Source organism: Dysosmobacter acutus (genome assembly GCF_018919205.1).
GTDB classification, from domain to species: Bacteria; Bacillota; Clostridia; order Oscillospirales; family Oscillospiraceae; genus Oscillibacter; species Oscillibacter acutus.
Genome location: NZ_JAHLQN010000001.1, coordinates 1,782,452 through 1,808,181, shown reverse-complemented (window position 1 = coordinate 1,808,181; position 25,730 = coordinate 1,782,452). Strand labels below are relative to the sequence as shown.

Below are 25,730 nucleotides of genomic sequence, written 5' to 3'. Positions count from 1 at the left end.
GAATGCAGCCGGTTCTCCGCCTCCCGGCGGTGCGGAGAAATAAAAACAGAGCGTCCGTGCTATGTCTATGCACGAACGCCCTTTTCTATACGGTTACTTTATGGTGTATTCGCCCCGGACCATCAGTTTGACCGTGGCCGCCGTGGCCTTCACGCCCCGGTCTTCAATGGTCATCATATACACATGGTTCTTCACCAGGGCGCCGCCGTTATTCAGCGTGGTGGCATCGGTTGTGTCGATAAGGCCCGGCGTGGAGGAGGCGGAGCAGGTGGCTGTCCCCACCCGCAGCATGACCTCACAGCCAATGCCGCCCCTGAGCGTCTGGCCGCTGCTCAGCGTCACCAGGGTGAAGGTGGAGGCTGTGCCTGCTGTGCCGCCTCCGCCCTGAGCGGCGATCTTGCTGTCCACCCTGCTGAGGATGGCGTTGAAATATGTATCATTCAGATAGCTGAGCGTCACCAGCGGGTCCTCGGAGGAGCCCACGTCCGCGGCCACTGAAACGGTTGCCGTCAAAATCAGGCTGGCGATGGTCATGCACACCGCGCGAAATATCCAGTTGTTTTTCTTCATGGCGATCTCCCTTTCTTTTGTAAGGCGCCGCGAAAAAGAGTATGTATTCTTTTTCGCGGCGCTCGGCTCTATACCAGTTGGTCGTGCTGCTGCAGACCAAAACTCACCGCTATCGCCGTATCGATCTGCTCCATCACCGCATCGTCGGCCTTTCCCATCTTCTCCCGCAGCCTGCGCTTATCCAGCGTACGGACCTGCTCCAGAAGCACCACCGAATCCCGGGTCAAGCCGGAACGGGCAGCAGAAAGTTCAATGTGGGTGGGCAGTCTGGCTTTTCCCGTCTGTGAGGTGATCGCAGCCGCGATCACAGTGGGGCTGTACCGGTTGCCCGTGTCATTTTGAATGATCAGAACCGGACGGACGCCTCCCTGCTCACTGCCTACCACCGGGCTGAGGTCGGCGTAATAAATGTCGCCGCGCTTTACGCTTGTATCCACAAAGTTCACACTCCGCCGAAAGAAGTACCCGTCATTCCCCAGCAGGAATGAGGCCACTCTCATTCTCCCACGCATCCGCGGAATTTATACTTTGGCTGTTGAAAATTCCAGCGTTCCCAGACCCCGAGTCATTCTATGCGCGGGCCCCGGACAGAGTGCTTGATTCACTTGTGTTAAAGCTGCATCATCAGGCTTCGCTCGACGGCCCTGCCGTCCTCAAGATAGACTCTTGGAACCCGCCTGGACACCGCGCACAGCAGCTCATAGGTGATGGTGCCCGCTAATTCCGCCATACGGTCCACGGAGTTGTGTTCGCCGAACACCTCCACCTCGTCTCCCGGGCCCACCCCCGGCAGATCCGTCAGGTCGGCCATGCACATGTCCATGCAGATCCGGCCCCGGATGGGCGCCTCTCCCTCCCTGGTCAGTACCTGCCAGCGGTTGGAGAGGCAGCGGAAAAACCCGTCGGCGTATCCGATGGGCAGAACGCCGATGCGGCTGATGCCCCGGCCCGTAAAGTAGGTCCGCCCATAGCTGACGGAGGTGTCGGGCTCAAACTCCTTCACCTGCCCCACGGCGGTCTTCAGCGCCATCACCGGCTTCAGTCCCAGGTCCCGGGAGACCTGGCCCGTGCCGTAGAGCAAAATGCCGGGCCGCACCATATCCCAGGCAAATTCCGGATAGTAGGCCGTGGCTCCGCTGTTGGCGCAGTGGTGGATGGGAAAGCGCATGCCGGCGCGGCGCTCCACCTCCTCCGCCATCTGGCGGAAGCGCTTAAACTGGAGTTCGGTAAAGGCCCGGTGATCGGCGCGCTCCGGCTCGTCGGCCACGCAAAAGTGCATGAAGATGCCTTCCCACTCCAGGCCCGGCAGCTCCACCGCCTGCAATATCTCATTCAGGCTGCGCTCAAAGTGGGCCTCATCGCACTGGAAGCCAAGCCGGCCCATGCCGGTGTCTACCTTCAGGTGTACTCTGAGAGTGCCGCCCGCCGCCGAGGCCTCTTTGGAATAGGCCCGGGCCATCTCAAGGGACGGCACATCCTGAGCCACGTCGTGCGCGATCAGCACGGAGGTCATCTCCGCCGGGGTATACCCCAGCACAAGGATCGGCAGATGGATTTCCCCCTGGCGCAGCTCCTCCGCCTCTTCCACGTTGGATACGGCCAGATAATCCGCGCCTATCTGCTCCAGCTTCCGGGCCACGTGCACGGCGCCGTGCCCATAGGCGTCCGCCTTGACCACGCCAAGAAATTTTGCCCGAGGCCCGGCCTGACGGCGCAGCGCCTGATAGTTGTATGCCAAGTGGTCCAGATTGATCTCCGCCCACGTGCGCCTGAGCGTTTTTTCCATCGTTTCCATTTCCCCTTGCTCTGATCCGAAGGGCGCCGCATCCTACGACGCTTCCTGCTGTGTCAATTCCTGTTCTATTGTACCACCGAATGCAAAATCCGTAAACTCCGCTTGTAAAATTATTTCCTCATCCACCGCAATTTCCCCATGGACCGGCGCACCGCTTTCCACACTGAGCCAGACGGTGGACACCAGCTTTCCTCCGTTTTCCCCGGTAAGATCGCAGCAGACCCGCACGCAGGGCGTCTCTCCCCAGTCCTCCCGGCTCTCCTCTATCAGCCAGCCCTCCCGGAGAGAGCGCATCAGCAGCGGAAGCGCCATGGCGGGGGAGAGTTCCTCGCTGCTCAGCGTCCCGGCCGGCAGCACCATGTCCGCGTAGGTCAGCGTCAGATTCTCTCCCTCCACGGAGGCTTTCAGTCCGGCCAGGTACTCCGGTTCCACCACCTCCACCTGGCCGGTGCCATCGCTGTCACATGCGCAGCGCAGGGTATAGGACTGGACCTGCTCTTCCGATCCAAAGGTGATTTGCGCCTCCATGGTAAAGCTGTCCGCCGCGCGGTAGCGCTCCAGCAGACTTTCCTCTTCCTCCGGCGCGGCGCCGCACGCACAGAGAACCAGCATCATTTGTGCGCAAAAAAGCAGCATCAGCCTGCGCACACGGTCTCCCCCTTCAATTTTCAGATTCGGATGCTTTGGAAGGCGGCGGAAATACGGCCAATCATATCCTGAGGCGTCATGGCATACTCCGTCAGTGCCTGGGCGGCCAGGTCCCCCGCCCTCCCATGGAGCCACACCGCCGCTGCGGCGGCGGCCATGGGTCCGGCCCCCTGGGCCAGGAGGGAGACGATCATCCCCGCCAGCACGTCTCCGCTGCCTCCTTTTGCCATGCCGGAGTTCCCGGTGGTGTTGATCAGCGCCGTCCCCTCCGGCGAGGCAATCACCGTGGCGTGGCCCTTGAGCACCAGATAACAGCCGTGGGCCCGGGCAAACTCCCGGGCGGTGCCCAATCGGTCGCCGCCGCTCAAATCTCCTCCCACCCGGGCAAACTCCCCGTCATGGGGCGTGAGCACCGTCACCCTGCCCTTCCGGCGATCCAGTACATCTATATGGCCCTCCAGTGCATTTATGCCGTCGGCGTCCACCACCACTGGCACACTGAGCTCCTCAAGGAGGCTGCGCATCAGCCAGGCCGCCTCCGGAGCGCGGCCCACACCCGGACCGATCAGCACAGCGTCGCTCCCGGAGGCTCTTTGCCGAAAGCTCTGTAAAGCCTTTTTGCTAAACTGTCCTTTTGTATCGGGGAGTGGATAGGGCATGGGCTCGTCGCATTTTCCAGCTGTAATGGCGTAGATGCTCTCCGGGACCCCAAGGGTCACCAGACCGCAGCCCGTCCGCACCGCCGCCTTCGCCGCAAGCACGGGCGCGCCGGTATACCCCACGCTCCCCGCTATCAGGGAGGCCTTTCCAAAGGCGCCCTTGTGGCCGTCCGGCTTGCGCCGGGGCAGAACCGCGCTCACATAGTCTGCGTCAATGCTCTGGGTCCAATAGGTCCCCTGCCTGATAAGCGCGGGTGGAATCCCGATGTCCCAGATCTGGAGCCGTCCAGTACAGAGCTTCCCTTCTCCCGCAAAATGCCCGGCCTTTGGCATTGTAAAGGCAACTGTCCTGTCGGCATGTACCGCCGTTCCAAGAATCCGTCCCGTGTCCGCCTCCACTCCGCTGGCAATGTCAGCCGATACCACCAGGGCCTCTGCGCGGTTGATCCGCTCAACCAGCTCAACGAGCACCGGATCCCGGATGGGGCGGGAAAGGCCCACGCCGAAGAGCGCGTCCACGATCACCTGACTGCGGCGCACAAATTGACAGAGCTCCGCGTCCGGGCGCCACTGCTCCAGATTCACCCCCGCGTCGCTGAGACGCCGGGTCATCTCCTTTGCATCCTCCGTCATCTTCTCATAGCCGCCCACCAGGAAAACCCGCACCTGCATGCCGGAGCGGGCAAGCAGCCGGGCGGCGGCAATGCCGTCTCCGCCGTTGTTTCCCGTGCCGCAGAAAATGGAGGCCGCGGACTTGCCCGGCCGCCCCTTCAACTCCTTCAGGACAGCCTCCGCCACTCCCTCCGCCGCCCGCTCCATCAGCTCTGTGGAAGGGATCTTCCACTCCTCAATGGCAGCGCGGTCCAATTCCCTCATCTGCGCGGTTGTTGCGATCAGCACAGTAAGCACCTCCCAAGTCATCTGACAGCTTATCCGTATGATTCGGGAGTATACCATATTGCGGGGCCTTTGCAAAGTCCTGTCACCGGATTGTTGTTGACGCGCCGCTTTGCTGATCCTATACTATAGAGAAGAAATGAGGTGTTTCTCATGACATGCAAAAGCGGGCTTTTGCTGTCCCTGGTCCTTCTGTTCCTGTCCGCCTGCGGTGCGCAGCCCCCTGCCCAGAGCGGCGCTTCCTCCGGAGAAACGCCCACTGTTACGGCATCGGAGGTGCTTGCCGCCTATGACGACGCCTGTGAGGCATACGATTGGTTCAACCTGGCCACCATGCCCTGCACCGGCGACGCGGCAGCGGTGGCCGGCCGTGAATACCGGATGGTGGATCAGCCCGGGTTTACTACCCTGAGCGATTTAAGCGCGCATCTAAAAACGCTTTTTTCCGATGATCTGACGGATCGGCTGCTCTCTGAAGGCACCTATCGGGAGATCGACGGGAAGCTCTACTGTGCCGAGGGCGGCAGAGGATTCAATCTCTATCTGCTGGATAAGCGGGCGGAGGCCGTCCGGTCCGAGGATGGGACCTGGAAGGTGACGGTGACCTTCTACGCCTGGGATGACTTCAATCCGCCTCAGCTCACCGCCGGACTGTCCCAGCGGGTGCTCACCTATGAGTACAAGGATGGGCGCTGGTGCTTTCCGGACTTCTGCCCTTCCGACGACTTGGATTTGAAGGCGGACACCGTGTTCACCTTTTCCTATGACGCGGATACCTTCCACTCCACAGACTTTGCAGACTACACCGACCTGCAGTTGTGCTGCTATCTTCTGAAGGCCGACGGCGCCTACTCCGAGGCGCCAGGCGACCTTCTGTTCCAGCGGTTCTTAGAGGCGCCGGAGGCAATGATGGCCACGCTGGCCCAGCTATGCTCCGCCTGGCAAACCCGGGTGGCCCCCATTATCGGCTACAACGGAGTCTATCGGCTCACTCCACCGGAGCAGGAGTCCTTCAAGGACCTGGTGGACTCTTACAGCCCCAAAAATGAGGAGGAGCGGGCGGTGCTGGACCTCATCGCCGACGCCTATGCCCAGGCCGCCATAGCCAGTGCTGCCAGCAACGCCGCCTGATTTCCGTCTCACCGGCGTCTGTTTGCCGCAGTCAATTTTTCCAAAAGGCGCCTTTGCAGGGCGCCTTTTCCCTTTTTTAGACGTATCGCCCGTCCGGCATCCGGCGGGGCCGTTTTGTCGGATGGTCACTCCCGGAGGATTGTTGAATATCCCTGCTGTGGATAAATATTGCTTTCAGGCGTGGTGAATCGGCCTTCGCCGAAGCGGTTAACCTCTAATTCCCTTTTGCATTCCCGAAGCGGGGTCAGCAGAAGCTGATGTGATTTATTCATTCAAAGGCGTAAAAGGGCTGCCCCCACGAGGAGGCAGCTCTTGAAAAAATGGTCGGCTCTGCATCTATGCGTCTATCCCCGAAATACCCGATATATCGAATAATCTCTAAGCAGTAGAATGATGGCCGGTTTTGATTTTTGTTGTTCCAGGTCTCCGCATCGTTGATTTCCTTAATGTGGGCAACGGTCAACTCATCCATGCGGACTGTCTTTTTATGAATGTAGGGTCTGTCCTCATACGCCCAATACCCCGACAGCCAGACATTCCAGAGCTCTACACTTTCCGTCTGAAGGAAGAAAAGCGGCTTGCATTTGATATGCAAGCCGCTTTCGTAAATTAAGATTATACTGACGTTTCAGATGATATTCCTAAGCAAATATCATTTTCATCAAATTCGAGTGCAATATGGTATCCAGTGGCCATCCATTGCTTTAGTGTCGTACCATCTCCCATTGACGATATACTGCTCGGCATACCAACTTTGTCAGTAATTTCTTTAAACGATTTTCCTTTAAGATTTCCCAGTTCGACAAACTGTGCATTTAATCCTTTTCCCGGCAATTTCACACAGAAAGAAATAAAGCCATAAAGAACAAGTCCACCTATTATTGGTAATATAAATCCCATTTTGCGCCACTCCTCATTTTTTTATTTTTCGACTGCGTTTCCTACAATATAGCATATTTTAATCTTTTAGTCAATATTTTTTAATCTTATACTTTGTTTTATAACGTCTGTAATCACCATAAAATAATGCAGAGGTGATTAAATGAATTATGTTTTGTTAGGGAAACGCATAAGAGATGAGCGGCTTATGCAAAGATTAACATTGGAAAAGTTAGCGGAAAGAACGGACAAAAGTATTAACTTTATCGGTCAAATAGAGCGTGGAGAGGGAAAGCCAAGTCTTGAAACGCTCGTTGATATTGCAAATGCTTTAGGTGTAACAGTAGACAGCTTACTATATGATAATATAAATGCAAATGATAATAGTATATCAAAAGAAGTATTATCTTTAATTACTTCTTTTGATGACAGGGGGAAACGATTTATATTAGATGTAGTTAAGAGATATAAATATTTCCATGATATAAATAACCAATAGTTCGTAAAGGTATGCTTGAAACCCCACCTTTTTCTTGTTCATAAAACTTTAAAAATAGTTTGTGGATGTTCGTAAATAAATGTTGATATTTACGCCAGCAGGGACTGTTTTGAATTTTCTCCTTGCATTTCTCTTTTTTTTATGTTATAAGTGATATTTGATATCAGCTATGAACGGGAAAATAGCGGAACATACGTCCTTCAGAGAGGGCCGGTCACCGGCTGCAAGCCGGCCTGGGACGTGCTGCTTGGTTCGCCCGGGAGCCGCCGTGGAGACACGGCCGGAATGCCCTCCGTTATCCGGGCGGCAAGTGCGCGCAGTCATCCTGCGTGAATTTGGGTGGTACCGCGGAAGATGGCCTTTCGTCCCAATTTTTGATTGGGCGGAGGGCTTTTATTTTTTAGCTTTTCCCGCCGTCCAAGCAGTTTATCATCAGTTTTTCCGCAGTCCGCTGCGGAGCGTTAAGAGGAGTGTCAATATGAAGCAGCAATTGGAGCAGATCCGAAACCTTGCGCTATCGTCCATCTCCGCCACCCGGGCCGCCGCTGACCTGGAAACGCTGCGGGTGCAGTACCTGGGCAAAAAAGGTGAGCTGACCGCTGTCCTGAAGCAGATGGGCAAGCTGGCCGCCGAGGAGCGGCCCATCATCGGCCAGTTGGCCAACGACGTCCGCTCCGCTGTGGAGGCCGCCATCGAACAGCAGTCCGCGGCGCTGGAGCGTCAGGCGCTGGCCGACCGGCTGGAGCAGGAGACGGTGGACGTCACCATCCCCGGCGCTCACCAGGAGATGGGCCACGCCCACCCCATGTATCAGGTGTTGGACGAGATCAAGGACATCTTCATCGGCATGGGCTTTCAGATTTTAGACGGCCCTGAGGTGGAGCAGTCCGACTACAACTTCACCAGGCTCAACACACCGGACGACCACCCCGCCCGGGAGTGGTCCGACACCTTCTATTTTGACAACGACTCCAAGGCCCTTCTGCGCACCCAGACCTCCCCCATGCAGATCCGGGCCATGGAGACTCTGCCCCTCCCCATCCGGGTCATCGTCCCCGGCCGGGTCTACCGCAAGGACGAGGTGGACGCCACCCACTCCCCCATGTTCCATCAGATCGAGGGTCTTGTGGTGGACAAGGGCATCACCATGGCGGATCTGAAGGGCACGCTGAACACGGTGATCCGCGCCATCTACGGCGAGAACACCGTCACCCGCTTCCGCCCCCACCACTTCCCCTTCACCGAGCCCTCCTGTGAAATGGACATGCAGTGCCACAAGTGCGGCGGCAAGGGCTGCCCCACCTGCAAGGGCGAGGGATGGATCGAGGTGCTGGGCGCCGGCATGGTCCATCCCAAGGTGCTGCTTGGCTGCAATGTGGACCCGGACGTCTACTCCGGCTTTGCCTTCGGCATGGGCCTGGAGCGGATGGCCATGGGCCGGTTCAAGATCAGCGATCTCAGGCTGATCTTCGAAAACGACATGCGGTTTTTGAAGCAGTTTTAAAAGGAGGAGAGAGAAATGAAGTTATCCAGAGAATGGCTCAATGAATTCGTCGACGTCCGGGACATCGGCGAACGGGAGTTCGCCGAGGCGATGACTCTCTCCGGTTCCAAGGTGGAGGTCACGGAGGACCTGGGCGCGGAGATTCAGAACGTAGTGGTTGGCCGAATCCTCCGGATGGAGCGCCATCCCGACTCCGACCACATGTGGGTCTGCCAGATTGACGTGGGCGAGGCTGAATCCGTCCAGATCGTCACCGGCGCTTGGAACATCCACGAGGGCGACCTTGTGCCTGTGGCCAGGCACAAGGCTCTGCTGCCCGGCGGCGTCAGGATCGAAAAGGGCAAGCTTCGGGGCGTGGCGTCCTGCGGCATGCTGTGCTCTTTGAAAGAACTGGGACTCACCGCGGCCCACGACTTCCCCTATGCGGTGATCCGTCCCGCCGCGCTTTTGAACGACTATCACCCTCTGGACAAGGAAAAGCCCTCCATCCCGGCAGACGTTCAGCCCGGTTACAAGATTTTCGGCAAAGTGGTGGCTGCAAAAATACTGGAAGCTGCCGCACAGCCGGATTACTCCTATCATGTCGTTCTGGATATCAACGACGCCACCGCCATGGTCGATACCGACTGCCAGAACCTCCACAAGGGCGATCTGGTGGCCTACGACACGGCCAGGGACCGTATCTGTACCCTTTCCGACCTCCATGCCCAGCAGGAGGAGTTCCCCCACTGCATCGAAGACGGCATCTGGGTGCTTCAGGAGGAGGATGTGAAGCCCGGCGACGACATCCGCATCGTCATGGGCGCGGACGACCAGGTGGTGGAGTTCGAGATCACCCCCAACCGCCCCGACTGCCTTTCCGTCATCGGCCTGGCCCGGGAATCCTCCGTCACCTTTGACCGCGAGCTCCGGCTCCACACCCCGGAAATCCGGGGCTGCGGCGGCAGCATCGCGGACCTGGTGGACATAGAAATCGAGGACGGCGACCTCTGCCCCCGCTACACCGCCCGGATGGTGAAAAACGTAAAAATCGCCCCCTCCCCCAAGTGGATGCGCCAGCGGCTGCGCAACAGCGGCGTGCGGCCCATCAACAACATCGTGGACATCACAAACTATGTGATGCTGGAATACGGCCAGCCCATGCACGCCTTTGACTTCTCCTGCGTGGAGGGCGGTAAAATCATCGTACGCACCGCCCGGGAGGGTGAGACCATCCAGACCTTGGACGGCAACGAGCGCAAACTGACCACCTCCATGCTGTGCATCTGCGACGAGCACCGGCCCGTCTGCGTGGCGGGCGTGATGGGCGGCGCCAATTCTGAAATCGTGGGCGACACGGCTCAGGTGCTCTTTGAATCCGCCAATTTCAACGGTGCCTCCGTCCGCCGCACCGCCACCGCCCTTGGCATGCGCACCGACGCGTCGGCCCGTTACGAAAAGGGACTGGACCCCATGAACACCATGAAGGCCGTGCAGCGCGCCTGTGAGCTGGTGGAGCTCTTGGGAGCCGGAGAGGTGGTGGACGGCGTCATGGACGTGATCGCAAAGGACTCCTATCCCGTCACCGTCCGCCTGGAACCTGAGAAGATCAACGCTCTTCTTGGCACCGACGTGAACAAGGAGGAGATGCGCCGCATCCTGCTGAGCCTGGGCTTTGAACTGGAGGGCGACCTCATCCGCGTGCCCTCCTGGCGCAGCGATGTGGAGCATTACTCCGACATCGCCGAGGAAGTGGCCCGGTTCTATGGCTACAACCGGATTCCCACCACGCTGATGCGGGGCGCCACCATCCGGGGCGGCTACAGTCCCGTCCAGAACGCCGAGCGCTCAGTGGGCGCGATGTGCCGCACCCTGGGCTACAGCGAAATCATCACCTACTCCTTCATCAGCCCCACCTATTACGATAAGATCAACCTCCCCGCCGACTCCCCGCTGCGCAGCTCCATGCGAATTCTCAACCCCCTGGGCGAGGACACCTCCATCATGCGCACCACCACGTTGCCCTCCATGCTGGAGATTCTGGCCCGGAACTACAGCTTCCGCAACAAATCCGCGCGGCTCTATGAGCTGGGCCGGGTCTACTTTGCCAAAAACGACGGCAGCGGCATGGCCGACGAGCCCAAGGTGCTCTCCTTAGGCGCCTATGGAGAGGGCTGCGACTTCTTCCATCTCAAGGGTGCCGTGGAGGCCGTCCTCAGCGGCCTGCGCATCAGCGGAGCGGTTTACACCGCTGTGCGGGATAACCCCTCCTATCACCCCGGACGATGCGCCCAGGTCAGCGTGGACGGAGAGGTCATCGGCGTCTTTGGCCAGATTCATCCCGGCGTGGCCGTAAACTACGGCATGGACATGGAGGTCTACGCCGCTGAGCTGAGCTTCAACGCCCTCTATGCCCACAAGGGCGCCGATCCCATCTACACGCCGCTGCCCAAGTACCCCTCCGTCACCCGGGACATCGCTGTGGTTTGCCGCCGGGAGATCACCGTCGGCCAGTTGGAGGACTGCATCCGCCGGGGCGCCAAGGGCCTTTTGAAGGATGTGTCCCTGTTCGACATCTACACCGGCAAGGGCGTCGCCGAGGGCTTTAAGAGCGTGGCCTTCAACCTGCAGCTGCGCTCCGACCAGCGGAACCTGACCGCCCAGGAGGCGGACGAGGATGTGCAGAGCATCCTTGATCTGCTTAAGGCGGAGTTGGACGCTGTTTTGCGCTGAGCGGCCGAACCGGCGAAGTTTTTGCTTTTCCCCTTTACAGAATTGAGAAAAACGAGTATACTAAGGACAGTATTTTTGGCATATCCGCACAGCAAACAGAGAAAAGGTGGTGTCTGTATGGACGACTTTACCCGCAAATTCAACCTTGTGGAGGAGCGTGACGAACAAATCCACGAGATTCTCTCCACTGTCTATCGGGCGTTGGAGGAAAAGGGCTACAACCCCATCAATCAGATCGTCGGCTATATCCTGTCCGAGGACCCCACCTATATCACCAATCACAACCACGCGCGCACGCTGATCCGAAAAATCGACCGGGATGAGCTGCTGCAGGTTCTGGTCCGCAAATATCTGGGGCAGTAGCAAATTGAATCAGAGTAATCCCGCAGTGTTTGGGGAAAGGTTACAAGAGTGCCTTTTTCAAGCACTGCGGGATCTTTTCTTTTTCGTCATATTCTCAAATCTTTCTCCTTCGATTCCGTGAAAATGACGGTAAAAAACAGGCAACATAGAATTGACAAATCGGAAAAAACCTGTTACAATTTGGTTACAATTTTAAAGCGAGGTGTAACAATGGCAGAAAGCAAAACCGCCAAGCAGGAAGGTCTTATGTACAAAGGGCATCCGCTCCGCCGGGTGGACAATCTGATTTACTATGGCTCCATGGCCGATAAATATATCATCATGATGCAGGTTCTGGAAAGCAAAAAGGAGCAGGATCTGGATGTGGCCACAAAGGTCTCCGTCCAGCTGCAGCTGACCGATCCCGATTTGAAATCCCGTGACCGGGTTGTCAAAAAGAGCGAAAAAGACAGCCTCTACGCCGCAATGGACGTTGCCGCCATCTGGCTGGAGCGTGCGCTGAGCGGCAAGTAACTTCACTCCCAATCTATACAAAAGTTGAAAGGAAGCGTAAGAGAAGATGAGACGTTTCGCAGGAAAGGCCACCAAAGTTTTGATTGTTTCCGCCATTATGACGGCATGTTTGGCAGTATCCGCTCTGGCCGCCGACATTGGAATCGGCGTCGGCGCCACCACGGGTTCTTCCCTGCGGCTCCGCTCGGAACCCAGCACTTCCTCCACCACCATCACCTATCTGGACAAGGGCGTGGCGGTTTCCATCCTTGCTAAGCTGGACGGCTGGTACAAGGTCAGCTTTGAAGGCTACACCGGCTATGTGTCCGCCGACTACTTAATTGAGGATCAGGACGGCGTGTTCACCTCCTATGGCCGGATCAACAGCGACGGCGTAAATGTCCGCGCGGCGGCTTCCACCGACAGCGATGTGGCCGCCGCCCTCTCCAAGGACACCTATCTCACGGTAAACGGCTTCACCGGCGGCTGGTACAGCGTCACCTGCAAGTACGGCACCACCGGCTATGTCCGCAGCGATTTTGTGGACCTGACCACCGACTCCTCCTCCGGCAGCGAGATGGGCAAAAAGGTGGTGTCCACCGCCAAGCAGTACCTGGGCACCCGCTATGTCTACGGCGGCGCCTCCCCCAGCGGCTTTGACTGCTCCGGCTTCACCATGTATGTCTACCAGCAGTACGGCTATTCCCTGCCCCACACCGCAACCGGCCAGTGGCAGTCCTCCTCCGGCACCAAGGTGTCCCGCAGCGAGATTCAGCCCGGCGATCTGGTGTTCTTCTGCGATCCCAGCCGCTCCAACGGCAAGGCCTGCTCCCACGCCGGCATCTACATCGGCGACGGGCAGTTCATTCACTCCTCCTCCTCCAGAAGCGGCGGGGTCATCATCAGCAGCCTTTACGACGACTACTACAACACCTACTATGTGGGCGCAAAGCGCTTGGGCTGATCAGAACAGAATACATATTAAAAAGCTCCTCCCGGTTTCGGGAGGAGCTTTTATCTTGATATGATAAGTTTCTATTTGGCCAGATGGCGCTGGGCCGCGGTGAGGATGTTGCGCAGCAGGATCACCCGGGTCATGGGGCCTACGCCGCCGGGCACCGGAGTGATATAGGAGGCCTTGGCGGAAACCTCGGCAAAGTTCACATCACCGCAGAACTTCCCCTCTTCGTTTCGGTTCATGGCCACATCGATGACCACCACGCCCTCTTTGACCATGTCGCCGGTGATGAGGTTCCTCTGTCCGGCGGCCGACACAAGGATATCCGCCTGTCTGGTAATTTCAGAGAGGTTTTTGGTCTTGGTGTGGCAGGTGGTTACGGTACCGTCATTTTGAATCAGCAGCTGAGCCATGGGCTTGCCCACAATGTTGCTGCGGCCCACCACCACGCACCGCTTGCCGGCCACGGAAATGCCGTAGGCGTGGAACATCTCCATGATTCCCGCCGGGGTGCAGGGCAGAAAATAGGGGTCACCGATCATCATGCGCCCCACATTGGCCGGATGGAAGGCATCCACGTCCTTGTCCTGGGCAATGGCCTCGATGACCCGCTGTTCGCTGATCTGCCTGGGCAGGGGCAGCTGGACCAGAACGCCATCGATCTCCCCGCATTGGTTGAGTTCATGGATTAGTTCCAGCAGCGTCTCCTCCTGCGTCTGTTCCGCCAGCAGGTACTCCCGGCTGAGAAAGCCGCACTGGGCACAGTCCTTTTCCTTATTGTTCACATATACCCGGGAGGCGGGATCGTCCCCGACCAGGATCACGGCCAGCCCCGGCTTTCGGGGCAGCTTCTTCGCCTCTTCGATCAGCCGCTCCTTTTCCCTGGCGGCCAGCGCCTTTCCGTCAATGTAAATCGCCATCGGCATCCTCCTCTCCGGAGACATGGGATTCCTCCTCCGGGGCCGGTTCCGCCGTATCTGCCCCAGAGTCCGTGTTCGCCTCCGCCTTTTGTGATGCCACCCGGTTTACCATCAGATCCGCCGGATCATGGGGATGCAGTCTGATGTGGTAGACCAGGAAAAACGCCGCCAGAATCGCCACCACAAGGGACAGCGCCTGAGACACCCGGATGGGCTCGCCGAAGAGCATCCAGTCAAATAGGTACAGGCTGTCGGTCCGCAGCCCCTCAATCCACAGCCGGCCCAGGCCGTACCACAGGAAATAGAAGCAGGTGTTTTCCCCGTCAAACCGCCGTGCCTTTGTGATTACGAAAAAGATCAGGAGCAGCCCCACCACGTTCCACAGGCTCTCATAGAAAAAGGTGGGGTGCACCTCGATATACCGATAGGCGCTGGTCCAAAGTCGCATCCTCCAGGGCAGTGTCGTCTCCGCGCCAAAGGCCTCCCGATTCATAAAATTGCCCCAGCGGCCGATGGCCTGTCCGATCAGCAAGCCCATGACGCAAAGGTCGGTCATGGCCCACAGCTTGATCTTCTTGTGCCGGCAGTAGACAAACGCCGTCAAAAACGCGGCGATCACCGTGCCGTAGATGGCCAGACCGCCGTCCCAAATGGCTACGATCTTTCCCCAGTTGGGGCTTCCGTCGGCATTTTGGAACAGGGACCAGTAAAAAATCACATAGTAGAGGCGGGCGCCCAAGATTCCCGCCGGCGTGCCCCAGAGCACCAGGTCCAGCACATTGTCCTCCGTGATTCCAAAGCGTTTGGACTGCTTCATGCAGAACCACAGCGCCACCATCAGCCCCAGGGCGATCAGAAACCCATACCAGTACACCCCGTGGCCAATGTTCAGCATTTTGGGACTGGCGGTAAATTCCCAGTCCCCGAAAAGTCCCGGAAAACTGATGGGCATGTCTTTTAATGCGGTCAATTTGCGTTCCTCCTTAGTCCTTCGGCAGGATCATCGACAGCGCCCGTCGGCTCTCCACAATGTTCTCCCGCAGGAAACGAATGATATCCTCCCGGTCCACGGTGTCAAAGACCTCCGGAAAGCGGCAGGCGTCGTATCCCTTAAAATACCCTTCCGACAGCAGCATGGCGATGTTCTCAAAGGAGTTCAGGGACCGGATCATGGAGCCGAAGGTAGACTTGCGGATCTGCTGGAAGTAGGTTTCGTCGATTCCCTCCCGAACCAGCCGACCGGCCTCCTCCGTGATTCTCTCCGCCACAGTCCCGGGGTCCCTGCTGTCTCCTCCGGCGTAGAGATAGGCCGCGCCGGGCAGCATCTCAAAGGCGCCGCCAAAGGTGCCGTTGATCAGCCCCTTGTCATAGAGCTTTGCATAGAGCGGGCTGGAGTCACCAAGCAGCACGTCGCAGGCGATCTCGCCCACAATGCTCTCCCGGAGCTCCTCCCCCTTGTGCGGCGGCGTGCAGCGATAGCCGCTGAGGAACATGGGCATGGAGACCTCCATCCGCATCACGGTCTCCTTTTGGCCGACCGCGTCCGGCTCCGCTCCGCCGTAATCCCGCTCAATGGGGGCCGCGGCTCCCCGGCCGGGCAGCTCCTGGTAAACGAGGTCCATGATCCGCTGGGGATCCACGTTGCCCACCACGCACAAAACCATATTGGAGGGCGTGTAGAAGGCCTTATGGCAGTCGTAGAGCGTTTCGGCGGTGATGTAGGAAATGCTCTCCACCGTGCCCGCCACACTCACCCGCGCCGGGCTCTTTTCATAGAGGCACTGTATCATCCGGGTGTAGACCTGCCATTCGGGGTTGTCCTCGATCATGCGGATCTCCTGGCCGATGATTCCCTGCTCCTTGGCCACGCTGGCCTTGGTGAAATATGGCACGGTCACAAAGGACAGCAGGATTTTCAGGTTCTCTTCAAAGTGCTTGGTGGAGTCAAAATAGTAGGCCGTGATGGCGTTGGAGGTGAAGGCGTTCGGCTCCGCCCCGTTTTTTGCCAGCTCCTGAAGGGCGTTTCCCTCCTTGGTGTCAAACATCTTATGCTCAAGGTAGTGGGCAATGCCCGCCGGGGTGTCCAGCCACTGCCCTTCCCGGCAAAACCGGAGGTCCATGCCGCCGTAGCGGGTGGCAAAAAAGGCATAGCTCTTGGCATGGTGCTCCTTGGGCACCACATAGAGCTTCAGCCCGTTGGGCAGCGTCGTCTCGTAAACGGACTCTCCGATGCGGTCGTAGTTGGTTTTCTTCACGCCGTTTGCTCCTTTCCCTTCAGGAAATACACCGTGTCCAGGCGGATTTGGGCGGCGGCGGCCAGTATCCGCTCTATCGTCACGCCGTCAAGCTCCGCGATCATGTCTCCCGGCGTCTCGCTCTGCCCGGTGGCGGCCTGTCCAAGATAGAAGTCCTCCAGCCGGCCCTGGGAGTCCTCCATGGTGCGGAAGGCATTGGTCATGGTGCTTCTGGCGCCTTCTACCTCCCAGTCCTCCAGCTGTCCCTGCTGCACCGCCTTCAGCTGTGCCATGATTTCGTCGTAGGCCTTGCGATAGTTTTTCGTCTCAATGCCGGAGGACACAGTGACCAGGTTCTTCTTCCGGTGATACTGAGAGGTTGCAAAGTAGCACAGCGACAGCTTCTCCCGCACGTTGAGAAACAGCTTGGAGTTGCTGGTGCCGCCAAAGAGGGCGTTGGCTATCAGCATGGCGGGCGTATCGTCACTGCCGCAGCGAAAGCCCATGGAGAGCTTCCCCTGGGTCACGTCCATCTCCTCCGCCACATAGCGGGGTTCCTCCGGGGCTGGCCGGGTGGTGGTCACCGCCGGCTCCGCCACCTCCTCCCGGGGCAGGGTGGAAAGCGCCTCCTCCAGTGCAAGGCGCACCCGCTCCAAAGAGGCGCTGCCGATATAAAAGAGCTCCAGGCGGCTGGAGGCGATCAATCTGCGGTAGCTTTCGTTCAGCTTTGCCGGGGATATCCGCTCCACATCCTTCTCCTCGCCAAAGCGGCTGACGCCGTAAGGTTCCTCAGCGCACATCTCCTGCAGCAGCCTGCGGTCGGCATAGTCCCGCTTATCGTTGACAATGCCCCGGATGGCGTCGATCAGATTGGCCTTCTCCCCCTCCACATAGGAGGGGATAAACCGCCCGTTCTTTGTGGCGGGGGACAGGATCATCTCCCCGATCAGCCCGGCCACCGGCTCCAGCAGCTTCTCTCCGCCCGGCGTGTAGGTGTCGTCGATGAAGCTGGAGACAAAGCCCACGCACTGGTTTTCGCCCTTTTTGCGCACCGTGTATTCCACTCTTGCGCCGTAGAGCAGGTCCAGCGCCGCGGAAAGGCTCTGCATATCCGGATAGCGGGCCGTTCCCCGGCGCAGCACCGCAGGGATCAGCGCATTGGAAGCCGCCGTCTCAGCGCGCAGAGGCGTCACAAACTGGGCGGAGAGAAAGCTGGTCTTGAATTTATCGGACGGCAGGTAGGTGAAATACACTCCCTGTCCAAGCTCCATTCGTCTCATAATTTTCAGCTCCTGTTCTGTGGAATCGTCATACAGATTATAGTATACCACTTATTGAATCAATTCCGCAAGAGGGAGGCAAATAAGCTGCCGCTACAGCAAAGTGTTGGCCGCAAACCTCCGGCAGTTTCTAAAACTTGCCGTGAGGATAACAGTTCAGTATAATTATGTTATAATGATATTCATCATATTGAAAAACAAAATTTGATAAGAGGAACCAGACATGAAAATGCCAAAAGAAGCTATCCAGTCAGCTATGTTTGCTCCTTGCGGGATGAATTGTATGGTTTGCTATAAGCATTGTTATCACAAAAAGCCCTGTGCCGGTTGCCTGAACGGCGATGCGGGAAAACCGGAGCACTGTCGTACCTGTAAGATAAAAGATTGCATCAAGGGAAACGGGTTGACCTATTGCTTTGAATGTTCCGGCTATCCCTGTAAACTGATAAAAAATCTCGAAAAAAGTTATAACAAAAGATATCAGACAAGTCTCATGGCCAATAGCGAATTTATCCGGCGGTACGGATTAGAAATGTTTATGGAACTGCAGAAACAGAAATACACCTGTCCAAAATGCGGCGGCGTTATATCGATTCACGACAGGGAATGCAGCGAATGCCATGAAAAAATGATATCATCAGATTCCTGTTCGTCGGTCTGAGCATGTCCACAGGCCTTGCTTAACAGCGGGAAACACCTTACCCGATTTGCGCACGGAGCACCCCCGGTAATTTAAGCCCATCCTGAACTCCCTCCGCCCCGATGGTAAAATGACAGTCCATCATACCGGGCGGATTGCTGGCCGGCTGCGGATTGGGGGATTGCTTCCGGCGTTTCATAACGCAAAATGCGGTTGAGCCGAAACCGACAGATAAAAGTTCGCAAGCAGGCCTTGCGGAAAGGGGGAGCGATTCGTGCGGACTACGGGGCAAGCGGAACCTTTTACTTATTGGAAGCGGCCGTGGCATAAGTGGGTCGTCCTATTCACAGCAATTTTACAGCTTCTGTGCCTTTGGATGAATGTTCAGGAATTTAGAGACCTCTCCTGCGTTGGAATCCTGAGCGGCTCCGAGTGGGAGAGCTATGCGGTGCACCAAAGCTTGAAGTGTGCCCTCAACGGTATGATGGCGGCGATTTTTCTTGGGACTTTTCTGATTGGACTATGGGCGCAAGGCCAGAGAGCCGCCCGGCTGGCCGAGGGGCTGCTTTTGCTGCTTCTGGCCTTGGCCTGGGGCTTTTCGGGCTTTGTGCTTGGACTCTGCTCGCCGGGTGGAAGCAGGATTACCTGGGTCTTCTTTTTACTTTCGACATTTGGAGGCGGCGTGTATTCCCTTTGGCGGAGCCGGAGCAGACAACCATCCTCTCCAAATACCAATTGATCGGGCGGCTGCTGTTTTAGGCGGCCGCCTTTTTCTGTCCGTTTCAACGCATCCTTTGGTGAAGGGAAAAGGATGCCGGGAGGAAAGCGTCCTGGCCGGAATTCATCACAGGGGTGCTCCTACGGCAAACTCCTCTTCCCTTCATTTTTCCTCCGGCTATTGACAATATCGATAATCGATGATATGCTGTGTTCAAATAGATTAACGATATTCGATATTCCATTTGAAAGGCGGTGGAACAGTGGCAAGGGAGCAGTTTGAGACGCTGACGGAGCAGATGTTTTATATTCTGCTCTGCCTGCAGACAGAGTGCTACGGCACGGATATGATGGAGCGGATCCGCACCATGACCGGGGGCCGGGTCTGCGTGGGGCCCGGCACGCTCTACAACCTGCTGGACCGCTTTCTCTCCGCCGGCATGATCCGGGAAACCAAGGTGGAGGGACGAAAGCGCAGCTACCTCATCACCGACACAGGTCTTGAGGCATTGGAGCAGGAGTACCGGCGGCTGGGTCTGCTGCGGGAGGCCTACCGCGCCTACGGGAGAAAGGAGTTGAATGGCCATGCGGAATAAAAAACGCAGTGTGGGACCCTGCTTCCTTTTTTATCAGTACGCAGATATTGAGCGCCACCTGACCAGAATGGCCGAGCGGGGCTGGCAGTTGGAGGCCATCACCTCCTTCAGCTGGCGCTACCGCCGGGCGGAGCCAAAGCGCCTCACCTATTCCGTCACCTATTTCCCCGAGGCATCAGAGTTTGACCCCGGGCCCACAGAGAACCAGCAGGTCTATCTGGACTACTGTGCCCAGGCCGGGTGGCACTACGTGGCCCAGTGCGCCCAGATGCAGATTTTCTGCTCGGAAGAGGAGCACCCGGTGCCCATCGAAACGGATGAACAGGAGAAGTTCCGAGCCATCTGCCGCGCCATGAAGAAAAACTATCTGCCTGGCAACCTCCTGCTCCTTGGCTGCTGCCTGCTCCAGATGTTTACCCAGGGTCAGACCTTTTTCGACAGCCCCATCATGAGCCTGGCCACGGGCACCGCGCTGACCAACTTTATCCTCTGGCTTTTTCTGTCTGTTCATTTGGGCGGCTCCCTTCTCCTCTACTGGCACTGGAAACGGACCACCGCCGCCGCTGTGGCCCAGGGCGGGCCCTGCGTGGCCAGCTCCAGCAAATGGCCCCAGTGGAGCGGGTGCGTGGCCGTGGCTTTGCTGCTGCTTTCCCAGATCCAGTACTTTTTCCTGCACAATAACGGCCGGTCCGGATGGGTCTATCTGATCTACGGTCTTTTTTACATGCTGGCAATCCTGGTTCCCGTCCTTGGGGTAAAACACATCTGCAAAAAGCTGAAGATCGACCGCGCCACCAACATGGTGTTCACCTTTTTAGCCGCCATAGTGGTCAGCATTGCGGCCATGGCGGTCCTGACCAAGGTGATCTTCTGGTCCATCGACCACGGCGTCCTTGAGGAGTCTCCGCCGGAGACTGTGACCATCACCACCGACCGCGGGCAAACCTATACCGCCGACATATACCACGACGACCTTCCATTGACGATAGAGGACCTGCAGGAGGGAGACTATACGTATTACTCCTATGCCGCGGACCATCAGGAGAGCATTTTTCTCCGCCGGGAGGCGGGGCTGCAAACCTCTGTGCTCTATGGGAGCGACGGCCCGGAGCTCTATTACGCCCGGCTGACACCGAAGCTGCCGCTGGTCTACCGCGTCTGCCGCTGGGAGCTGACCCGCTCCTTTGAGTCCATAGGCGTGGATTACGAGATGACCCCCATTGACCCAACGCCCTGGCGGGCGGACGCCGCCTACCAGAAACGGGCCCTCAACCCCTACCACGGCGACCTCTTTGAGGGGTACTATGTGCTCTGTTATGAGGATATGCTGCTGTCGCTGCGCACCGGCCTCCCGCTGACGGATGATCAGATTGCCACTATCGTGGACCGGCTGGTCCAGTAAACGTAAAAAAGCGCTCCGGAATCATCCGGCGCGCTTTTTTGCGCTCGCTGCTCAGCCCACAGTCCGCTCCAAAAGAGCCTGGAAGTTTCCCCGGGCGATCTTCTCCTGTTCCCTGCCGCTCATACCCATTTTCGTGAATTCTTCAAACAGGTTGGGAATCCGGGAGGCGTTTTCAAATCCAGAGGTGTAGACCCCCTGGCTCAACAGCGGAGAGCCGGGCTCATCAATAAACTCGCAGAAGTCAAAGCCGCAACCCACGTGGTCAATGCCCATGACGTCGATCATATGGACCGCATGGCGGGCCAGCTGCTGTACGGTCTGCGCCTCCCGCTCCGGGGCGATGAAGGCGCGGCAGGAATTGAGTCCGACCACACCACCCAAGTCCCGGATGGCCCGGAGCTGGTCATCCGTCAGATTCCGGGGCACATCGCACAGCGCCCTGGCATTGGAGTGGGAGGCGCAGATGGGAGCCGAGGCCGCATCCGCCACGTCCCAAAAGGACTTTTCGTTAAGATGGGACACGTCCATCAGCATCTTCTTCTCCTGAATGCGGCGCACCGCCCGGCGGCCGGCCTCCGTCAGGCCCCGGTCCGCGCTGCCCCGGGCGCCGGTGGCAAGGGCGTTTTCCTCATTCCAGGTCAGCATGGCCGTGCGGACGCCGAAATCATAGTACTCGTCGATCCGCTCCACCTGGTCGCCGATGGCGGCCATGCCCTCCACGCCCAGCCAGATGTAAAATACTCCATCCCGGACGGCCTGGCGCATCTCCTCACAGGTGTGCACCGCCCGCACCGCATCACACTGGGCCAGTTCCTCCTTCACCTGCGCCATGATCCGCACGGTATCCCCCGCCGGATCGTCCGGCTCAGCCCAGATCACAAAGACCGAGCCTTCCACGCCGCCCCGACGCAGCCTCTCCAGGTGTTCCCGCCGGAGGACGTCCTGCTCCCCCTGCAGCCGGCGCCGGCTCACATCCGTCCAGATATCGGAATGGAAATCAAGTATCATATCTGCCTGTCTCCCCTCGAATATGTCAAATAATGCTTCTCCAGTATAGCATCTCCGCCGGGAAATGCAACCGTCAGGTGAAGCGGCTCGGAGGTCGTCCGGCAGCTTTTCATATTCTGTGGCCGGCGCTTTCAATCCGCGGCGCTTTCGCAAAAACGCATCAGGATCACCGCGGCCTCAGCGCGGGTAACGATGCCGCGGGGCGCAAGGCGGGCGTCCGCCAGGCCATGGATCAGGCCGCTGCTGACCGCCCACGCCATGGCCGGTTTCGCATAGCTTCCGATTTCGCCGGAATCGGTGTATCCGGTCAAATTGGCTCTTCCGCTCACGTCATAGCCCTTGTACCGGGCATAGCGGTACAGTATGGCGGCCAGCTGCTCCCGGGTGAGTGTATGGTCCGGGCCGAAGCGGCCATCCCCGTAGCCACCCACAATCCCCTTGGAGGCGGCCCAGGAAACCGCTTCGCGGCAATAGGACTGCTGCGCCACATCCAAGAACAGCGTCTTTCCCGCGGAAGGGCTCCCCTCCAGCCGGTGCACAATGACGGCCGCCATACCCCGGTTCACCGGCCGCCTTGGGGAAAAGACCCCGGCGGAGGTGCCATCCATCAGGCCCCTCTCCCGAACGTACTCCACGGCCTCATGGTACCAGTCGCCTGGAGCCACGTCGGTAAAGGCCCCGCCCATAAAGGCCGCGCGGGCGCTTTGGATCAACACCGCATTCCTGTCCTGAGAGAGCTCCCAGAACCCGATCCCTCCCAGTCCGTGGGTTCTGGCCAGCTCCGCCTTGGCCGCCATGGACTGCGGGGTCTCATAGGAGAGAAAGGTCCCCTCCCCATAGAGATAGGGAGCCTCCGCCTCCTTGTGGTAGAGCTTCCGGTATTTGGACTGGCTGAGATAGTTCCGCTCCAGCACATGGTATGGGACGGAGGCCGCGGAGGAAAACGTGCTGTAGAGTCCGTTGTTCCTGCTGCTCACTCCGTCATAGCGGTAGCCGTAGAGCGGCATGCCCAGCACTATCTTCTCCGGACTCATCCCCCGGTTTAAGTACGTCTGCACACTGTCAAAGACGCTGCTCTTATACTGCGGCGAGTTCTCCTCCGGCGTGTAGAGCGGGGCATTCAGATCCGCGTAGGTGTCCCAGGGGCCATGGATATCATAGGCCATCAGGAAGATGTGGTCCACTGTCCGGGCAACGGCTTCCACCTCAATTTTATTGAGGTACTCGGAACCGGCGCCGCCCGCGATGGTCAGGTAATAGGGCCTTCCGTCCTGTTTGCTCTGCCGGTCCAGCTTGTCCCGCACGGCCTGAAGCAGCAGGGTGAAGTTCTGCTTATCCTGAGGACGGTGCACCATACCGGAGGGGCCGCCCGACACCGGGTACTCCCAGTCTATGTCCACGCCGTCAAGACCATGCTCCAGAAGAAAGTCCAGGCAGCTCTGTGCAAACCGCTCCCGCCGCTGGGCGGTGGCGGCCGCGTTGGAGAAATAGAGAGAGTCGTCCCACCCCCCCACGGAAATCAAAAGCTTCAGGTGGGGATGCTTTTCACGCAGCGCGCGCAGAAGCTTCAGATTTTTCCGGTCCTGTTCCGGGTTCTCCAGAAGCAGCGTGCTGTCGTTGGGGTCAATGGCGGCAAAGGCGTAGTTGATGTGGGTCAGCTGATCTCCCGGAAGCTGGTCCGGCGTGACCCCCTGGTAGGCGGCCCAGCTTGCATAGTACCCTACCACAGCCCTGCTTTCAGACGGGTATGCAGTGCCCGCCGAGGCCGGCAGGACAAACAGGGCCAGCGCCATGGAAAGCACCGCCAACAGCAAAATTCCTCTTTTTACAGCAGCATTCACATTCGTTTCCCCTTTTCTGCAAATACGATAAGCCCATTGTATTTCAGGGCTCCCGGAGGATGCAACACACGAATTCTGGAAAAGCTGCTCCATTCTGGAAGCGCTTTGCACCATTCCGCCAGATATGGAGAAGAAATCAGAAAGCAATCCAAAAAATTGCGTTTTTTCCCTTGACTTTTGCGGCGAATTCCTGTAAACTATTCCATGTTGTAAAGCGATATAACTTTACAGAAGGGGTGTTTGCCGTGAAAAACCAGACATATCGGATGACCATGCTGTTCGATTTTTACGGAGAACTCCTGACCGACCGTCAGAAGGAGTTTTTTGATCTCTACTACAACGAGGACCTGTCCCTTTCCGAGATCGCTGAAAATGCCGGGATCTCCCGCCAGGGCGTCCGGGATGTGATCGTTCGGGCGGAAGCGTACATGACGGAAATTGAGGACAAGACCGGATTGATCCGCCGCTTTTTGCAGATGCGCCAGCATCTGGAGGCCATTGAGTCGGCCGCCTCTGAGATCAAAACCATCAACTACCGGCAGTATGAGGATCCCCGCCTGCAGGAGCTGAGCAAGCAGATCTCCGCCGCTGCCGCTGCGCTGAAGGAGTAACTATGGCGTTTGAAGGCCTGAGTGAAAAACTGAACGCTACATTTAAGCGGCTGCGCGGCAAGGGCCGCCTGACGGAAAACGACGTCAAAGAGGCCATGCGCGAGGTGCGCCTGGCGCTTCTTGAAGCCGATGTCAGCTTTAAGGTGGTCAAGGAGTTCGTCTCCCACGTCACCGAGCGGGCCACCGGCGCCGACGTACTGGACAGCCTGACTCCCGCCCAGCAGGTTATCAAAATCGTCAACGAAGAGATGACCGCTCTCATGGGCAGCACCAACTCCAAAATTTCCATGGCCAACAGCGGACCCACCGTGGTGATGATGGTTGGCCTTCAGGGCGCCGGCAAGACCACAAACGGCGCAAAGCTGGCCGGGTTGATGCGCCGTCAGTTCGGCAAGCGGCCCCTGTTGGCGGCCTGCGACGTGTACCGGCCCGCCGCCATCGAGCAGCTGAAGGTCGTGGGCGGCCAGCTGGACATTCCTGTCTTTGAATTGGGGCAGGGCGATCCGGTGAACATCGCCGAGGAGGCCATCCGCCACGCCCGGGACCATGGCAACGACATGGTGCTGCTGGATACCGCGGGACGGCTCCACGTGGACGCGGAGCTGATGGATGAGCTCAAGCGGATGAAAGCCGCTGTCCATCCCAACGAAATCCTGCTGGTCGTGGACGCCATGACCGGTCAGGACGCGGTCAACGCCGCCTCCGCCTTTGACGAGGCCCTGGGGATCGACGGCGTGGTGCTGACCAAGCTGGACGGTGACGCCCGGGGCGGCGCCGCCCTCTCCATCCGGGCCACCACCGGCAAGCCCATCAAATTCGTGGGCACCGGTGAAAAGTTGGATATGATCGAGCTGTTCCACCCCGACCGCATGGCCTCCCGTATTCTTGGGATGGGGGACATGCTGTCCTTCATTGAAAAGGCGGAGCAGAACTACGACGAAAAACAGGCAAAAAAATTGGAGGAAAAGCTCCGGAAAAACCGCTTTACGCTCCAGGACTACTATGACCAGCTGCTGCAGCTGCGGGGCATGGGCGATTTGAGCCAGCTGGCCGGCATGATGCCGGGCGCCATGGGCAAGCAGCTTCAGGGCGCCACCATTGACGAAAAGGCTCTCTCCCGCACGGAGGCCATTATCCTGTCCATGACACCCCTGGAACGGGAGAATCCCCAAATCTTGGGTGCCAGCCGGAAAAAGCGCATTGCCGCCGGTTGCGGACTCCAAGTGGTGGATGTGAACCGGCTGCTTAAGCAGTTTGACATGATGCAGCAGCTGACCCGTCAGCTCTCCCACGGCCGGATGGGCGGCGGTATGGGCGGCAAGATGCGGGGCTTTGGCCGGAAGAAACGGTTCCGCTGATCGGTATATAAGTGCT

The 25,730-nt window shown here is 58.2% G+C and carries 25 protein-coding genes; 12 read left to right on the top strand and 13 right to left on the bottom strand.

Annotated features, from left to right (window positions below):
• Nucleotides 1-93 precede the first annotated feature (93 nt).
• From KQI82_RS08720 to KQI82_RS08700, 5 genes are all read right to left on the bottom strand, one after another.
• Nucleotides 94-570, bottom strand: a complete 477-nt coding sequence (locus tag KQI82_RS08720; protein ID WP_216632401.1) for a hypothetical protein — start codon at nt 568-570, stop codon at nt 94-96.
• 68 nt (nt 571-638) lie between these two features.
• Nucleotides 639-1,007 carry a type II toxin-antitoxin system PemK/MazF family toxin gene (locus tag KQI82_RS08715; RefSeq protein WP_243208587.1) on the bottom strand — a complete coding sequence of 123 codons (369 nt, stop codon included), beginning with the start codon at nt 1,005-1,007 and terminating at the stop codon, nt 639-641.
• A 173-nt stretch (nt 1,008-1,180) separates the two neighbouring features.
• Nucleotides 1,181-2,365, bottom strand: a complete 1,185-nt coding sequence (alr, locus tag KQI82_RS08710) for an alanine racemase (RefSeq protein ID WP_338148969.1) — start codon at nt 2,363-2,365, stop codon at nt 1,181-1,183.
• Nucleotides 2,366-2,398: 33 nt separating this feature from the next.
• Nucleotides 2,399-3,013 (bottom strand): hypothetical protein, encoded by a 615-nt coding sequence (locus KQI82_RS08705; RefSeq protein ID WP_338148968.1) that lies wholly within the window; start codon nt 3,011-3,013, stop codon nt 2,399-2,401.
• A gap of 20 nt (nt 3,014-3,033) precedes the next feature.
• Nucleotides 3,034-4,572, bottom strand: coding sequence for an NAD(P)H-hydrate dehydratase (locus KQI82_RS08700; protein WP_216632400.1), 1,539 nt, complete (start codon nt 4,570-4,572; stop codon nt 3,034-3,036).
• 150 nt (nt 4,573-4,722) lie between these two features.
• Between KQI82_RS08700 and KQI82_RS08695 the strand changes: the two genes are divergently transcribed.
• Nucleotides 4,723-5,700, top strand: a complete 978-nt coding sequence (locus tag KQI82_RS08695) for an IseA DL-endopeptidase inhibitor family protein (RefSeq protein ID WP_216632399.1) — start codon at nt 4,723-4,725, stop codon at nt 5,698-5,700.
• Nucleotides 5,701-5,968: 268 nt separating this feature from the next.
• Here the strand turns inward: KQI82_RS08695 and KQI82_RS08690 are convergent, their stop codons facing one another.
• Entirely contained in the window at nt 5,969-6,172 is a 204-nt protein-coding gene (locus tag KQI82_RS08690; protein ID WP_216632398.1) for a hypothetical protein, read from the bottom strand.
• A gap of 143 nt (nt 6,173-6,315) precedes the next feature.
• Entirely contained in the window at nt 6,316-6,600 is a 285-nt protein-coding gene (locus KQI82_RS08685) for a hypothetical protein (RefSeq protein WP_216632397.1), read from the bottom strand.
• Nucleotides 6,601-6,742: 142 nt separating this feature from the next.
• Here KQI82_RS08685 and KQI82_RS08680 point away from each other — a divergent pair, with 142 nt between their 5' ends.
• From KQI82_RS08680 to KQI82_RS08655, 6 genes are all read left to right on the top strand, one after another.
• Nucleotides 6,743-7,078 (top strand): helix-turn-helix domain-containing protein, encoded by a 336-nt coding sequence (locus KQI82_RS08680; RefSeq protein ID WP_216632396.1) that lies wholly within the window; start codon nt 6,743-6,745, stop codon nt 7,076-7,078.
• A gap of 478 nt (nt 7,079-7,556) precedes the next feature.
• The gene (gene pheS, locus KQI82_RS08675; RefSeq protein WP_216632395.1) at nt 7,557-8,582 is read left to right on the top strand and encodes a phenylalanine--tRNA ligase subunit alpha; all 1,026 of its coding nucleotides are present in this window, start codon (nt 7,557-7,559) and stop codon (nt 8,580-8,582) included.
• A gap of 15 nt (nt 8,583-8,597) precedes the next feature.
• Nucleotides 8,598-11,294: a phenylalanine--tRNA ligase subunit beta gene (gene pheT, locus KQI82_RS08670; protein WP_216632394.1), complete on the top strand. Its 2,697-nt coding sequence runs from the start codon at nt 8,598-8,600 to the stop codon at nt 11,292-11,294.
• 117 nt (nt 11,295-11,411) lie between these two features.
• A complete protein-coding gene (locus KQI82_RS08665; RefSeq protein ID WP_216632393.1) occupies nt 11,412-11,657 on the top strand; it encodes an IreB family regulatory phosphoprotein in 246 nt (81 codons plus the stop codon).
• Between the two features lie 210 nt (nt 11,658-11,867).
• On the top strand, nt 11,868-12,170 hold the full coding sequence (locus tag KQI82_RS08660; RefSeq protein ID WP_216632392.1) for a hypothetical protein: 303 nt from the start codon (nt 11,868-11,870) through the stop codon (nt 12,168-12,170).
• Nucleotides 12,171-12,216: 46 nt separating this feature from the next.
• On the top strand, nt 12,217-13,113 hold the full coding sequence (locus tag KQI82_RS08655; protein WP_216632391.1) for a C40 family peptidase: 897 nt from the start codon (nt 12,217-12,219) through the stop codon (nt 13,111-13,113).
• 71 nt (nt 13,114-13,184) lie between these two features.
• Here KQI82_RS08655 and folD read toward each other — a convergent pair whose 3' ends face one another.
• Genes folD through yfmF form a run of 4 tightly spaced genes read right to left on the bottom strand, consistent with a single transcriptional unit; the run spans nt 13,185 to nt 17,541 of the window.
• Entirely contained in the window at nt 13,185-14,027 is an 843-nt protein-coding gene (folD, locus tag KQI82_RS08650) for a bifunctional methylenetetrahydrofolate dehydrogenase/methenyltetrahydrofolate cyclohydrolase FolD (RefSeq protein WP_216632390.1), read from the bottom strand.
• Nucleotides 14,011-14,997, bottom strand: coding sequence for a prolipoprotein diacylglyceryl transferase (gene lgt, locus KQI82_RS08645; protein WP_216632389.1), 987 nt, complete (start codon nt 14,995-14,997; stop codon nt 14,011-14,013). The genes folD and lgt overlap by 17 nt, the downstream gene beginning before the upstream one ends.
• A 13-nt stretch (nt 14,998-15,010) precedes the next feature.
• Nucleotides 15,011-16,282, bottom strand: a complete 1,272-nt coding sequence (yfmH, locus tag KQI82_RS08640; RefSeq protein WP_216632388.1) for an EF-P 5-aminopentanol modification-associated protein YfmH — start codon at nt 16,280-16,282, stop codon at nt 15,011-15,013.
• Nucleotides 16,279-17,541 carry an EF-P 5-aminopentanol modification-associated protein YfmF gene (yfmF, locus tag KQI82_RS08635; protein ID WP_216632387.1) on the bottom strand — a complete coding sequence of 421 codons (1,263 nt, stop codon included), beginning with the start codon at nt 17,539-17,541 and terminating at the stop codon, nt 16,279-16,281. Before yfmF ends, yfmH begins: the two co-directional genes overlap by 4 nt.
• A gap of 223 nt (nt 17,542-17,764) precedes the next feature.
• On the opposite strand from yfmF, the gene KQI82_RS08630 reads away from it, so the two are divergent.
• The 3 genes from KQI82_RS08630 to KQI82_RS08620 all read left to right on the top strand — a co-directional run bounded on the left by KQI82_RS08630 (nt 17,765) and on the right by KQI82_RS08620 (nt 20,896).
• On the top strand, nt 17,765-18,202 hold the full coding sequence (locus KQI82_RS08630; RefSeq protein WP_216632386.1) for a DUF3795 domain-containing protein: 438 nt from the start codon (nt 17,765-17,767) through the stop codon (nt 18,200-18,202).
• Nucleotides 18,203-19,161: 959 nt separating this feature from the next.
• Entirely contained in the window at nt 19,162-19,494 is a 333-nt protein-coding gene (locus KQI82_RS08625) for a PadR family transcriptional regulator (protein WP_216632385.1), read from the top strand.
• Nucleotides 19,484-20,896, top strand: coding sequence for a DUF2812 domain-containing protein (locus KQI82_RS08620; protein WP_216632384.1), 1,413 nt, complete (start codon nt 19,484-19,486; stop codon nt 20,894-20,896). Before KQI82_RS08625 ends, KQI82_RS08620 begins: the two co-directional genes overlap by 11 nt.
• A 51-nt stretch (nt 20,897-20,947) precedes the next feature.
• Here the strand turns inward: KQI82_RS08620 and KQI82_RS08615 are convergent, their stop codons facing one another.
• Nucleotides 20,948-21,904: a dipeptidase gene (locus KQI82_RS08615; protein ID WP_216632383.1), complete on the bottom strand. Its 957-nt coding sequence runs from the start codon at nt 21,902-21,904 to the stop codon at nt 20,948-20,950.
• Between the two features lie 131 nt (nt 21,905-22,035).
• Nucleotides 22,036-23,745, bottom strand: a complete 1,710-nt coding sequence (locus KQI82_RS08610; protein WP_216632382.1) for a glycosyl hydrolase family 18 protein — start codon at nt 23,743-23,745, stop codon at nt 22,036-22,038.
• A gap of 245 nt (nt 23,746-23,990) precedes the next feature.
• Between KQI82_RS08610 and ylxM the strand changes: the two genes are divergently transcribed.
• Nucleotides 23,991-24,356: a YlxM family DNA-binding protein gene (ylxM, locus tag KQI82_RS08605; RefSeq protein ID WP_216632381.1), complete on the top strand. Its 366-nt coding sequence runs from the start codon at nt 23,991-23,993 to the stop codon at nt 24,354-24,356.
• A 2-nt stretch (nt 24,357-24,358) separates the two neighbouring features.
• On the top strand, nt 24,359-25,714 hold the full coding sequence (ffh, locus tag KQI82_RS08600) for a signal recognition particle protein (protein ID WP_216632380.1): 1,356 nt from the start codon (nt 24,359-24,361) through the stop codon (nt 25,712-25,714).
• The last annotated feature ends 16 nt before the right edge of the window (nt 25,715-25,730 follow it).

Excerpts from the sequence above, each read along its gene's own strand:
- pheS (WP_216632395.1), top strand. The coding sequence starts at position 7,557 with ATGAAGCAGCAATTGGAGCAGATCCGAAACCTTGCGCTATCGTCCATC.
- ffh (WP_216632380.1), top strand. The coding sequence starts at position 24,359 with ATGGCGTTTGAAGGCCTGAGTGAAAAACTGAACGCTACATTTAAGCGG.
- yfmF (WP_216632387.1), bottom strand. The coding sequence starts at position 17,541 with ATGAGACGAATGGAGCTTGGACAGGGAGTGTATTTCACCTACCTGCCG.
- folD (WP_216632390.1), bottom strand. The coding sequence starts at position 14,027 with ATGGCGATTTACATTGACGGAAAGGCGCTGGCCGCCAGGGAAAAGGAG.
- pheT (WP_216632394.1), top strand. The coding sequence starts at position 8,598 with ATGAAGTTATCCAGAGAATGGCTCAATGAATTCGTCGACGTCCGGGAC.
- KQI82_RS08695 (WP_216632399.1), top strand. The coding sequence starts at position 4,723 with ATGACATGCAAAAGCGGGCTTTTGCTGTCCCTGGTCCTTCTGTTCCTG.
- KQI82_RS08665 (WP_216632393.1), top strand. The coding sequence starts at position 11,412 with ATGGACGACTTTACCCGCAAATTCAACCTTGTGGAGGAGCGTGACGAA.
- KQI82_RS08630 (WP_216632386.1), top strand. The coding sequence starts at position 17,765 with ATGAAAATGCCAAAAGAAGCTATCCAGTCAGCTATGTTTGCTCCTTGC.
- KQI82_RS08720 (WP_216632401.1), bottom strand. The coding sequence starts at position 570 with ATGAAGAAAAACAACTGGATATTTCGCGCGGTGTGCATGACCATCGCC.
- KQI82_RS08615 (WP_216632383.1), bottom strand. The coding sequence starts at position 21,904 with ATGATACTTGATTTCCATTCCGATATCTGGACGGATGTGAGCCGGCGC.
- KQI82_RS08655 (WP_216632391.1), top strand. The coding sequence starts at position 12,217 with ATGAGACGTTTCGCAGGAAAGGCCACCAAAGTTTTGATTGTTTCCGCC.
- alr (WP_338148969.1), bottom strand. The coding sequence starts at position 2,365 with ATGGAAACGATGGAAAAAACGCTCAGGCGCACGTGGGCGGAGATCAAT.
- KQI82_RS08690 (WP_216632398.1), bottom strand. The coding sequence starts at position 6,172 with ATGGATGAGTTGACCGTTGCCCACATTAAGGAAATCAACGATGCGGAG.
- KQI82_RS08685 (WP_216632397.1), bottom strand. The coding sequence starts at position 6,600 with ATGGGATTTATATTACCAATAATAGGTGGACTTGTTCTTTATGGCTTT.
- KQI82_RS08680 (WP_216632396.1), top strand. The coding sequence starts at position 6,743 with ATGAATTATGTTTTGTTAGGGAAACGCATAAGAGATGAGCGGCTTATG.
- KQI82_RS08620 (WP_216632384.1), top strand. The coding sequence starts at position 19,484 with ATGCGGAATAAAAAACGCAGTGTGGGACCCTGCTTCCTTTTTTATCAG.
- KQI82_RS08660 (WP_216632392.1), top strand. The coding sequence starts at position 11,868 with ATGGCAGAAAGCAAAACCGCCAAGCAGGAAGGTCTTATGTACAAAGGG.